Consider the following 10,531-nt stretch of genomic DNA (forward strand, 5'->3'; position numbering starts at 1 on the left):
AAAGCACAGCCATAGCCCGGGCTATGGCGAGCATTTGCAACGACGAGCAGGGGTCTTTTGGCGTGATGAGCGGGCATGATCGAAATGCTCTCAGCCTCTCAGAGGCTGAGAGCATTTCGAGCGTGCCCGAGCAGCACGTCAAAAGGCGCCTGATACTTCCGGGAGTGGGCTCCGCGAGGAAACTATGCTGCCCAAGACACTTGCGCTGATCGACGACGACCTCGAATACGCCGAACTGCTGACGCACTACCTGCGCGAGCGGGGCGTGCAGGTGCGGGCGTATGCCGACAGCAACGACTTGCTGGGGGACCCGCAGTCGCATGACTACGACTTCTACGTCGTCGACCTGACGCTGCCGGGCATCGATGGGGTCGATCTAATCAAGATCCTGCGCAAGCGCAGCCGGGCCGGGTTGCTGGTCGTGTCGGGCCGCCTGGGCCCCGAGGTGTTCATGAACGTGATCACGGTTGGGGCCGACATGTACCTGGCCAAGCCGGTACAGTTCGAACAGATCGAGGTCGCCATCAAGGCCGTGCATCGCCGCGTGGCCGAGGCCCAGTCTTCAGCCGTGCAGTGGCGCCTGGATCGGCAGGCGCGGGGACTGATCGCGCCGGATGGCGCGCGCGTGGATCTGAGCGATGCGGACCTGGCGGTGCTGGAATGCTTCGTCCACGCCGATGGTGCCGTGGTGACGCGCGACGCGCTGCGCCAGCGCCTCGGGCGCGGTGACAGCGAGGACGGTTCCGACGGCATCAACGCGACGATCTACCGGCTGCGTCGGCGTATCGAACGTGCGACGCCTTCGGTGGTGCCGTTGCAATCGAAATCGCGCGTGGGCTACGTCTTCCAAGCACCGTTGGTGCTCGGCTGACGATCATTCGTCCACGCCCTGCGACACCCACAGGCGCATCAACGTGCCACCCTCGACGCGGGGCAGCGCCTCGATGCGCCCGCCGTGCAGCTCAGCGATCCGGCGGACGATGTACAGACCGAGGCCGCTGCCAGGCTGGCCTTCGCCGTGCGCGCCCCGCTGACCGCGCTGAAATAGTCGACTCTGCAGTGAAGGTTCGATGCCCGGACCTTCATCGATGACCTCGATGACGAGCGCCAGCGGATGGTCGGAGTCGGATATCCGCAGCACCACCGTAGCGTCGGGCCGTGAGTAGCTGAGGGCGTTGTCCAGCAGGTTTCGCAGGGCGAGCCTCATGAGGCCCGTGTCCATCGCTGCGGTGCGTGTCGGTGTGAGGCGTTCGATCCGGATGCGGGTGCGGTCGGCGGCCGCAATGTCGCCTATTGCGATGGTGAGCAGGGTGTCGATGTCCGCATCCTGCGTGGCGATCCGCCCGGACCCGGCCAGCAGCGCCGCGGCGGCCAGCGTGTTGTCCAGGCCGGCCAAAACCTCCCGGATCACGGTTTGCGCGCTGCGCAGCCGTTGGATGGTGGGTGTGTGGGCCGTGCCTTCCAGACCCGGCTGTGCGACGCGCAATGCCGCTGCGGCGTTGTGCAAGGGTTGGCGAACCTCGTGCGCCAGCACGCGCAGCATCTCGGTCCGCTCTTCGACAAGCCTGTTCAACTCCACCGCGTGCTGTTCGACCTGCGTCCGCAAGACGTATTCGCGCGCCAGTTCGGCCTCGCGGGCCAGCTTCTCGGTGACGTCCTCGATGACGGCCAGCGATCGCAAGGGCTGGCCCTGTTCGTCGCGAACCAGCACCGCCGACAGCAGCACGTCGAGAACGCCGCCGTTCTTGCACAGCACCTGGTAGGACACGTTGTCGCAACGCCCGGCGCGGAAGAATTCAGGCAGCACGGTCTGCCGCGCATGCTCGCGCGAAGCGGGCGTGAGCACATCGATGGAGGGCTGGCCGATCACCTCGGCGCGCGTGTAGCCGAGTTTCAACAGCCAGGTGTCGCTCACCGCCAGCAGCCGCCCTTGTGCATCGATCGCATGCAACATCGCGGGCACGGCTTCGTCGAGCGTGTCGCGCCGTTCCGCGCGCAGGGCCTCCAGCGCCTGCGCATGCTGTTTCGCGGCCACGCGCTGATCTTGTGCGGCACGCAGCTCGTCGACTTGCCTGCGCTCGCGTGCGCGGTAGCGCTCGAGAACCAGGCCCACGTAGCCAACGTTGGCATAGAGCGCGACCAGCAGCGCGGAGAGGTTGATCAGCGCGTAGTCCCAAACGGTCGGTACGCGGTCGGCTCCCCAGTGCCCGGCGACTGCGGCCACCCGTGCCGACGATGCGGTCGCTGCCAGCAAGTAGACCGCGCCCAGCAGCAAGGCGCTGCGGTTGTGCTCATGGCGCCACAGTGCGAGCGCCAGCCAGGCGAGCCAGAGTGCTGCGGCAATGTGCACGGCCGCGGCATAGAGCTCGCGTTCGTCGCGACCGAGGGCTCGGCACCATTCGAAGCCACCGGTGGCAAGCACCGCGATCACGAGAAGCCACCACCAGCGAGGCCGGCGCTGGAGCTCGATCCGCAGCACACTGCCGCGTAGCAGGTACGTCGAATAGGTGAGCAGCGTGGCGACCGGGTAGCCGAGCCAGTCGGGAACGGCACCGCGCGTGCCAATCAGTAGAAAACCCAGTCCAGACAGCAGCCCGCTGGTGCACCAAAGGGTCACCGTCTTCGCATCGTGCCGGCCGGCCAGCACGGACCAGGCGGCAAGCGGGATGAGCAGGTTCAGGACACCCTGCAGAAGGGTGAGTGTCTGCATGTCGAGCGGCGAGGAGGTCATGGCAGGGGGCGGCTGGCGGGTACGCCGTTGCGATTGTCGCGGACGGCAGGGCCGGTCCTGAACTCGGACACGCTCGAAAAGCTCTCAGCCTCTGAAGCCCCCCCACGGCAGCGCCCACGTCGAGTACTTCGGCCAACGATGCAGGGCAGAAAGGCATCGCAGGACTACTTCGAGTTGGGAGTCAACTTCACCGGAACGCTTGTCAACCGGCACCGGATCGAGGTTCCAGGACCACCGCAGTTCTACTGCCCCCGCGCTTGGCGTGATAGAGGGCGTCAGCTCAACGCTCGGTGCATCGTTTTCACGGGGAAAGATGAGACCGAGGGCGGCCCTTCGTCTGCCAGATCGCGAGTATTTGGCAAAGCCAAAGAAAGGCCGGGACATCATGCAGCCCTGCTCTGACGTGTGTTTCGGGGACAGCGCGGCAACGCTGGCTCTTCTGGTATCGGAGCGCGACTTCAATCAGGAATCTCATGAATTTCTTTCGTACTCGCCTTGTTCTCGTCTCTGCTCTGGCCTGCAGCGCGTCTGTATCCCATGCCGAAGGTTTCTATTTGGGCACAGGCAGCTATCTTCGTCACTACGACATGTCGCAGGCGGGCGCCACGCAAGGCAGTTCGCCCAGCGGCTACACCCTGTCGGGCAAGCTGTTTGCAGGCTACGACTTCAACGACACGTGGTCCGTTGAAGGCGGCTATGTGAACTTCGGCAAACCGTCGTACAGCTACACACTCAACGGCACTGCGGGTCAGCTGACCACGAGCGGCCGCGCATGGTTTGGCGCAGTCAAGGCTTCGAAGCACTTGAGCGAACAGCTCAGCGTGTTCGGCAAGGTGGGATTGGACCAGCATCGATTTGAAGTAGCCGGCAGCGGTGACGCCGCTTCCCTGACGAGCAACAAGTCGACCACCGCGCTCTACCTCAGCGCGGGAATGCAGTACAAGATCAACAAGAATCTTGCGTCGACCCTGGAGCTGGAGCACTTCGGCACGGACAACAATCCGGGAAGCTCATTGACTGGCGTGTCGCTCAACCTCAAATACAACTTCTGACGCACTGCGCAGCAGGCGTTTTGCACCAATGCACATCTTGCTGATCGAAGACGATCTGGACTTGGGCGCCGCATGGCTGGCTGCGCTGAAACTGCATGGGCACACTTGCGAATGGCTGCGCCGCACGGGCGACGCGCCGATCTGCATCGATGACGGCCTCATAGACTGCGTGTTGCTGGACCTCAACCTTCCCGGCGGCACCGGATTCGACCTGCTGGTGCGTTGGCGGCGTGCCGGCAGCGCGGTACCGTTGATCGTCGTCACCGCGCGGCCGGGGCTCGAAGACCGGCTGGCGGGGCTTGATGGAGGTGCCGACGACTTTTTGGTCAAGCCATTTGCGACGGAAGAACTGCTTTCGCGAATACATGCAGTCGTGCGCCGATCCGCACGCCAAGCCAGTGAGCAGTGGGCTCTCGGTGCACTGACAGTCGAACCGAGGGGGCGTGTCGCCCGCCTTGCAGGCGAGACCTTGGACTTGTCGCCGCGTGAGTTTCAGCTGTTGGTCGAGTTGGCTCGCGATCCCGGCGCCGTAGTTGCCGAAGAGCCTGTTGGCTCAAAGGCTGGAGCCCCTGGGCGACGCTCTCAATTTCGCCGCCATCGAGATGCACGTGTTCAATCTGCGCAAGAAGATCGGCATCGAGCGCATCCGCACCGCGCGCGGTGTCGGCTACTCGCTGGTGCCTTGATCTTGGACTGGCGCCGGCTGTGGCAGCCCAGCCTGATGCGAAGAAGCTTGGCCGCGCTGCTCGCGGCCTTCGTGTTCGTCTTGCTGGCGCTGCTGGTGCATGACTACCTGGAAGTCAAGAATGACTTCGACCAGAATCTGGCGATCAAGGTGCGTGCAGAAGCCCTTGCACCGATCATCGCCCGACTCACCGACCCGCACGAGGCGGGCCTGGTCGTGGTATCGGTTGCCGAAATGTTCAACACCAGACGCCGCGCCGCAGGACAGCAACCCGGCCTCGTCGTTCATCAACTGCGTCTGGCAAGCGGCGAGGTGGTCGTGGCCGTCCCGGCTTCGAGCGATCAAGCTTTCCACGCCGAAACAGGGCGGGTGACCACTGCCGACATCAATGGCCAGTCCAACTGGGTTGTGCAAGTCCCCGCCGGCAAGTGGCTGCTGGTACTCGCTGATCCAGCGACTGGCGAGTGGCCGCTGTTGGCGAGTCTGGCCAGCGACATCGTTGACAAACTCTTGCTGGCCTTTCCGCTGGTTTTGCTGCCTGTATGGTTGGCTCTGCGCAGCGGCATTCGCCCTTTGCGTCAATTGGCCAAAGCCGTGAGTGCACGGAATCCGAATGACTTGTCGCCCTTGGGCGTCCAGCCGCCGCAGAAGGAACTTAAGCCGCTGGCGACGGCCTTCGAGCAATTGCTGGCGCAATTGCGCCAGCAGGTCCTGCTCGAACGCTCTTTCGTTCAGGACGCGGCTCATGAAATGCGAACACCCATGGCTGCGATAGCGGCACAAGCGCATGTGCTGGCCCGCACCAGCGATCCGTCTGCGCGCCTTCTTGCCGCAGCTGCACTAGAGCAAGTCCTGCAGCGTGCGGCACATTTGAATCAGCAATTGCTTGAGCTCGCAGTCCTGGATGACGGCAGCCTCCCCCCACGCCACCGCCAGGATGTAGTGACGCTGGTTCAGCAATGTTTGGCGACGGCAATCCCGCACGCGTTGAAGCTGGGATTGGATCTGTCTCTCGATGCACCCGAACAACTTGAACAGTCGCTGGACCTCTCGGCCTTTCAGTCGGTGCTGAACAACCTGCTCGACAACGCCATGCGCTATGTGCCGAGGGGTGGCCGCATCAACGTCATCCTGGCGACTGCGCCCTTCGGTTGGGCTTTGACTGTTGCCGACGATGGTTTCGGCATGACATCCGAACAACGCGCTCGCGCTTTCGATCGGTTCTGGCGCGGCGATGGTGTCGACAAGCCAGGTTCCGGCTTGGGCCTTTCCATCGTGCACCGCGCAGCTCAACGCATGGGCGCAGAAGTTCGGATTGACGATGGGCTGGATGGTCGGGGCGTGGCGTTTGTTTTGACCGTGCATTCAAGGCCATGAGCGGCGAAAGACACATAACGGACCTTCAGCATTGGCTTCAGCAGTTTCGTCTGGGAGGACCGATTCGAGCGAGCCATCGCCCCAGGAACTTGGTCCAGTGGTACGCCAACTCCGTCAAATCGCCGCTTTAACAAGCCGGTCTCCGCAGCGACGCTCTACACCACCGCGCAGGACTATGGCAGGTTCCTGGCTGCGGTACTTGGTGACGAGCGCCTGCTTGCTCTGATCTCGGAATCTCCGGTGCCTGTCGATTCGCGCCTGAACCTGAGTTGGGGCAACGGATGGGGAATCGAACGAGTCGGTTCTGACACTTATCTCTGGCAGTGGGGCAACAACCCGGGCTATCGCTCGTTCGTCATGGCAAGCCCGCGGACCGGGGCGGGATTTGTCCTGCTCACCAACAGCGAAAGTGGGCTTGCGTTATCCGAGCCCATTGCGAAAGCTGTTCTGCCAGACGCACATCGGGTCTTCAGGTTCCGAATGCTGCGCGATGGGCTTTCGTATTTACTCTGCGATACCGTGACCTCAGCGATGGCTGCGCCTTACTGTGTTTGCGGTGTCTGACCGTACAGCGGCGAACGTGGCCCCGGCAACACGCCGTTGTAACGCGGTGCACCGAGCAGGCGTACGTCAGCAATTCCAGCATAGTTGAACGCCGCGTCGGTGGCGGTTCCAACAATTTGCTGGACCACCGCGGACACAAGTAGACCGATCAGGCCGCCCTGCTGCTGTTGTTGCTGTTCGGCCGACGAGGCGACTGCATTGCCCTCCCACAGCAGTGCGCCAGTGCGCAAGTCCAAGATGCGGGCATCCACCTCAACCCGAGTGTCACTGGCCAAGACTTGATATGTCGTGCCGTACTTCTTCACGCGAATGTAGACGGCGGCATCTGCGCCAAAGAATTCCCGCAGCTTCGGATAGGGGATGTCCTGAGCCTCGTTGGGCGAGCTCACACCGTTTTGCTTGAACGTTTCGTCGACGAGGGTTACCGGTAGTACGTAGTAGCCGGCTTCAGCAAGCGGGCGAGTCGCCTGCGCCCAAACGCCTGGACTGGCCTTGACATCAGGCGACTCGTTCACTGGTGGCATCACCAGGAGCGTGGCCGGCTTGGCCTTCTGAAAGGCCGAATAGTCGTACGCCGGGGGCTTTGTGGCGCAGCCCCCCAGCAACGAGAGCACGAGCACGACCGGGATTGGAAGGAGTCTGAGCAGCTTCATGCGGGGGTCTCGGTCTTCGCGGATTTTGCGGGGGCGTCCAACTTCTTGAGCAGGTGGTCCATGTACGCTGCCGACTCAGGAAAGGCCGTCTTTTCGGCCATCCAGAGTTCACGTGCACGATCCACATTGCCGGCACCGAGTTGCAGCATTCCGAGATGCGCCCGGAATCCGGGCGGTAACGCCGCGTGTGCGCCCAGCGCCTTCTCGGCATGCGCCTCGAGCAGACGAATCTGCTCGTCCGGACTGTAGCCAACGCGCTGAAGGGCCTCGTACTGTTGCTTTGGGAAGGACTCCCACATATACAAGGGTCCCGGCCCTTTTGCCGCGCAACCGACGAGCACGGCGATGCCGCCGCCAAGCGCAACGCGCCGCGCCCAGAGTAAGAGGCTGAGAGTATTTCGATCATGCCCGCTCATCACGCCAAAAGCCCCCTGCACGTCGTTGCAAATGCTCGCCATAGCCAAGCTATGGCTGCGCTTTGCGCCTAGATCAGGCGCCTTTTGAACGTGCTGCTCGGACACGCTCGAAATACTCTCAGCCTCTAAGGCCTTCATCGACGCGCCTCCGTGCCCCACTGACCCGCGTCCCTTCCAGCAACCAAGCTGTCTACTGCTTCGCGCATGGCCAGGTCCAGCACCTTGCCATTGAGCGTGGCGTCGTAGCCGGCCGTGCCGCCGAAGCCCAGCACCTCACGGTTGGACAGTTCGAACTGGCCTGCCCCGCGTGCCGAGAACACGACCTCGGAGGTGAGGCTATTGACAATATTGAGCGTTACCTTGGCGTAGGCCACTTGTGTCTTGCCGCGCCCCAAGAGCCCGAAGAGTTGATGGTCCCCAACTTCCTTGCGTCCGAATTCCGAGATATCGCCAGTGACGACGTAAGCGGCGCCACGTAGCGTCTGTGTGGCACCTTGCAGTTTGGCTTCCTGACCGGTCTCGGCCATGTTGTCGCGGTCTAGTACCGAGAAGCGTTGCGACTGCTGCAGGTGCGACACGAGCGTTGTCTTGGCCTGGCTGCCGAGGCGGTCGACACCATCCGAGAACACGCCGCGCATGAAATTGGAGCGGTTGTCGAACTTGCCCACGGACACTGGAATTGGCACGCCCGCATAAGGCGTGGCGGCGGCCTGAACTTTCTCAACCTGAACGGTGTGAGAGCTTTCTGTGGCGCAACCGGATAGCGCAAAGAAAACCGCCAACGCGAGCGAGACGGTGAAGCGACGTTGCATGGAATCTCCCTAAGAATGACCACCAGGGCAGCGGCCTTGTTTGCGACTTGAAAGTAAGCATATGCGGAACCCCGGCGAGTTTCGCTGAAGTAGCTGCACAGGCGATCCCTGGTTCGTGAATTCTGCGACGCAGCACTCAAAGCGCGTCGACAGATGCCCACGATCGCATTGAGCCGAGAGGCTGCCAGTTGGCATGCTGACCCAGCCCACCATCTGGCAGTTCTCGCCGGAAAGATCAGAAATGACTCAATGCAATGATTTTGATGCCGATAAGCAATCAGAAGCTGTATTGAAGCGGCGGCTCAGAGAGTTCGATCGTCAACGTCCCGCGCTGCATGCGGGCTTTTCAACCCCTTGTGGAACCAACCCATGGATGCCCCCGCAATCGTCAAAGGCGCCGCGACGGCGCGAGCACCCCGACATCTTGCGCGTGCAAGAAATCCGCGGCCATTCGCGATGGGTCGGCACCTTCTTCCTGGATTCGATATGAGATTTACCCTGACGAGTACTGTGCTCGCGGCATCGATGTTCGTCGCCATGCTGGGGTCCGCGCAGGCACAGACCAGCGCCGCCAGCCCCAAGCCCATTCGGGTCGGCTTCATCTGCCCCTTCTCCGGTGGATCGGCTGATTTCGGCAACAGCGCTCGGCTCGGTGCAGAGCTGGCAATCAAGGAGATCAACGAGGTCGGTGGCTTTCTGGGGCGTCCGGTGGAGCTCGTCGAACGCGACGACAAGGCCAATCCGGATGAGGGCCGAAAGATCGCCGAGGAGCTGGTGCTGAAAGAGAAGGTGGATTTCACCATTGGCTACTGCAACAGCGGCGTGGCGCTGAAATCACTCGATGTCTTCCAGGATCACAAGCACGTGCTCGTCATCCCGGTGGCCACCGCCACCATTCTCACGGCCAAATACCCGCCCGCCTCGAGCTACATCTTCCGCATGTCGCCGCGAGACGGCGTGCAGGCGAGCCTTCTCGTCGACGACATCGCGCGCCGCGGCTACACGCGGGTGGCCGTCTTCGCCGACAAGACCGGCTATGGCGAAGGCGGCCTGAAGGACGTCGATCGCTTGCTCGGAGAGAAGGGCTTGAAGCCAATGTACGTGGCGCGCTTCGACATCGGCGTGAAGACTCTCACCCCTCAGATGCTCGAAGCCAAGGCGGCCGGCGCCGAGGTCATGGTCGGCTACACCGTCGGGCCCGAGTTCGCCGTGATCGCTCAGTCGAAGGCCGAGGCGCGGCTGGCTGCGCCGCTGTACGGACCTTGGACCATGTCGTTCAAGACAGTCTCGGAAAGGGCCGGGCCGGCCGCTGATGGCGCCATCATGACCCAGTCAATCATCCAGGACCTCTCGAACGAACGCCGCTCCTCGTTCATCGTGCGACTCAAGCGGCAGGCAGGCAAAGAGCCAGTGGGCTCCCTGATGTCGGCGGCACAGAGCTACGATGCGATCCATCTCATGCTGCGTGCAATCTTCCAGACCAAGGGCGACACCTCCGGCGATGCGCTGAAGCACGCGCTCGAGGACCTTCACCATTCCTACCCCGGCGTGGTGACCACGCATGACCGCCCCTTTTCGCAGACCGACCACGACGCCTTCACGCGCAACATGCTTTGGCTGGGCATGTGGCGGCACGGCGAGGTTCACTTCCTCTATCCCGAGGACGCGAAACGCGCGAGTATCATCCGGCGCAAGGAGCCGATGTAGTCAATGCCGTCACAGCCATGGTCGATCACCTCCCCATCTGTTCGACCGTGATCGAATTGCTTGTGTGGTTCCGGCTCTGCCGGCTTAGGATAATTGGGCTTCGCCTCGGCCCATCCGGCCAAGGTCAGGAGTTGGCAACTTCGGTCTAGCCGGCGTGGCCAGCGATGGACGAGAGCGAGCCGCTCGAAGACTTGTGGCCCATAGCGCGCTGAAGTGCCACGACAACGCGGCCAAGTCGGACCCGATGCGCAGCCGGCCGCCAAGACGCTGGCGCCGGGCCTTTTGCGCAGTCCGCCCGAATGGCGTGGGTCATGCCCAATCCAGTCGTAAGCAGTAAGCCTGCGGCGTACTTCTCACGCGAGTTGATGCTCCACACAATGACGCCGTCGGCTGACCGCTTCCAGTCGGCGCCGGCGAATGCGTCTCTCAACCTCCTGACCTTTACGCACGCTGGACACGCGGAAAGTTGCGCGTCTTTACTGGCTTTGACGACATTCTTTTGCAGTGATGTGAGTTTTCGACCGAAATCGATGT

10 protein-coding genes and 1 pseudogene are annotated in these 10,531 nt (G+C 62.6%); 7 read left to right on the top strand and 4 right to left on the bottom strand.

The window, feature by feature from the left end; all coding sequences use genetic code 11:
• The first annotated feature begins 184 nt into the window (after window positions 1-184).
• Entirely contained in the window at window positions 185-871 is a 687-nt protein-coding gene (locus AC30NL_RS13150) for a response regulator transcription factor (protein WP_489464449.1), read from the top strand.
• Window positions 872-874: 3 nt separating this feature from the next.
• On the opposite strand, the gene AC30NL_RS13155 is transcribed toward AC30NL_RS13150, so the two are convergent.
• Window positions 875-2,731 carry a sensor histidine kinase gene (locus AC30NL_RS13155; RefSeq protein WP_489464450.1) on the bottom strand — a complete coding sequence of 619 codons (1,857 nt, stop codon included), beginning with the start codon at window positions 2,729-2,731 and terminating at the stop codon, window positions 875-877.
• A gap of 473 nt (window positions 2,732-3,204) precedes the next feature.
• On the opposite strand from AC30NL_RS13155, the gene AC30NL_RS13160 reads away from it, so the two are divergent.
• The 4 genes and pseudogenes from AC30NL_RS13160 (at window position 3,205) to AC30NL_RS13175 (ending at window position 6,409) form a co-directional block, all read left to right on the top strand.
• Window positions 3,205-3,783 (top strand): outer membrane beta-barrel protein, encoded by a 579-nt coding sequence (locus AC30NL_RS13160; protein ID WP_489464451.1) that lies wholly within the window; start codon window positions 3,205-3,207, stop codon window positions 3,781-3,783.
• 28 nt (window positions 3,784-3,811) lie between these two features.
• A pseudogene (locus AC30NL_RS13165) lies at window positions 3,812-4,469 on the top strand (response regulator transcription factor).
• Between the two features lie 35 nt (window positions 4,470-4,504).
• Window positions 4,505-5,845 (top strand): sensor histidine kinase, encoded by a 1,341-nt coding sequence (locus tag AC30NL_RS13170; protein ID WP_489464452.1) that lies wholly within the window; start codon window positions 4,505-4,507, stop codon window positions 5,843-5,845.
• 75 nt (window positions 5,846-5,920) lie between these two features.
• Window positions 5,921-6,409 carry a serine hydrolase gene (locus AC30NL_RS13175; protein WP_489464458.1) on the top strand — a complete coding sequence of 163 codons (489 nt, stop codon included), beginning with the start codon at window positions 5,921-5,923 and terminating at the stop codon, window positions 6,407-6,409.
• Here the strand turns inward: AC30NL_RS13175 and AC30NL_RS13180 are convergent.
• The 3 genes from AC30NL_RS13180 to AC30NL_RS13190 all read right to left on the bottom strand — a co-directional run bounded on the left by AC30NL_RS13180 (window position 6,388) and on the right by AC30NL_RS13190 (window position 8,290).
• A complete protein-coding gene (locus AC30NL_RS13180; protein WP_489464453.1) occupies window positions 6,388-7,062 on the bottom strand; it encodes a DUF799 domain-containing protein in 675 nt (224 codons plus the stop codon). The genes AC30NL_RS13175 and AC30NL_RS13180 overlap by 22 nt on opposite strands.
• Window positions 7,059-7,520, bottom strand: a complete 462-nt coding sequence (locus AC30NL_RS13185; RefSeq protein ID WP_489464454.1) for a DUF4810 domain-containing protein — start codon at window positions 7,518-7,520, stop codon at window positions 7,059-7,061. The genes AC30NL_RS13180 and AC30NL_RS13185 overlap by 4 nt, the downstream gene beginning before the upstream one ends.
• Window positions 7,521-7,612: 92 nt before the next feature.
• Window positions 7,613-8,290 carry a CsgG/HfaB family protein gene (locus AC30NL_RS13190; RefSeq protein WP_489464455.1) on the bottom strand — a complete coding sequence of 226 codons (678 nt, stop codon included), beginning with the start codon at window positions 8,288-8,290 and terminating at the stop codon, window positions 7,613-7,615.
• A gap of 193 nt (window positions 8,291-8,483) precedes the next feature.
• Between AC30NL_RS13190 and AC30NL_RS13195 the strand changes: the two genes are divergently transcribed.
• Together AC30NL_RS13195 and AC30NL_RS13200 are read left to right on the top strand one after the other, a co-directional pair.
• Window positions 8,484-8,780: a hypothetical protein gene (locus AC30NL_RS13195; protein WP_489464456.1), complete on the top strand. Its 297-nt coding sequence runs from the start codon at window positions 8,484-8,486 to the stop codon at window positions 8,778-8,780.
• Complete coding sequence (locus AC30NL_RS13200; protein ID WP_489464457.1) at window positions 8,777-9,997, top strand: ABC transporter substrate-binding protein; 1,221 nt, start codon at window positions 8,777-8,779, stop codon at window positions 9,995-9,997. Before AC30NL_RS13195 ends, AC30NL_RS13200 begins: the two co-directional genes overlap by 4 nt.
• The last annotated feature ends 534 nt before the right edge of the window (window positions 9,998-10,531 follow it).

This window comes from Rhizobacter sp. (genome assembly GCA_021153565.1).
Classification (GTDB): domain Bacteria; phylum Pseudomonadota; class Gammaproteobacteria; order Burkholderiales; family Burkholderiaceae_C; genus Albitalea.

Bases quoted from the DNA above. Each gene is read 5' to 3' on its own strand.
- AC30NL_RS13150 (WP_489464449.1), top strand. From the start codon at position 185: ATGCTGCCCAAGACACTTGCGCTGATCGACGACGACCTCGAATACGCC.
- AC30NL_RS13155 (WP_489464450.1), bottom strand. From the start codon at position 2,731: ATGACCTCCTCGCCGCTCGACATGCAGACACTCACCCTTCTGCAGGGT.
- AC30NL_RS13160 (WP_489464451.1), top strand. From the start codon at position 3,205: ATGAATTTCTTTCGTACTCGCCTTGTTCTCGTCTCTGCTCTGGCCTGC.
- AC30NL_RS13170 (WP_489464452.1), top strand. From the start codon at position 4,505: ATGCGAAGAAGCTTGGCCGCGCTGCTCGCGGCCTTCGTGTTCGTCTTG.
- AC30NL_RS13180 (WP_489464453.1), bottom strand. From the start codon at position 7,062: ATGAAGCTGCTCAGACTCCTTCCAATCCCGGTCGTGCTCGTGCTCTCG.
- AC30NL_RS13185 (WP_489464454.1), bottom strand. From the start codon at position 7,520: ATGGCGAGCATTTGCAACGACGTGCAGGGGGCTTTTGGCGTGATGAGC.
- AC30NL_RS13190 (WP_489464455.1), bottom strand. From the start codon at position 8,290: ATGCAACGTCGCTTCACCGTCTCGCTCGCGTTGGCGGTTTTCTTTGCG.
- AC30NL_RS13195 (WP_489464456.1), top strand. From the start codon at position 8,484: ATGCTGACCCAGCCCACCATCTGGCAGTTCTCGCCGGAAAGATCAGAA.
- AC30NL_RS13200 (WP_489464457.1), top strand. From the start codon at position 8,777: ATGAGATTTACCCTGACGAGTACTGTGCTCGCGGCATCGATGTTCGTC.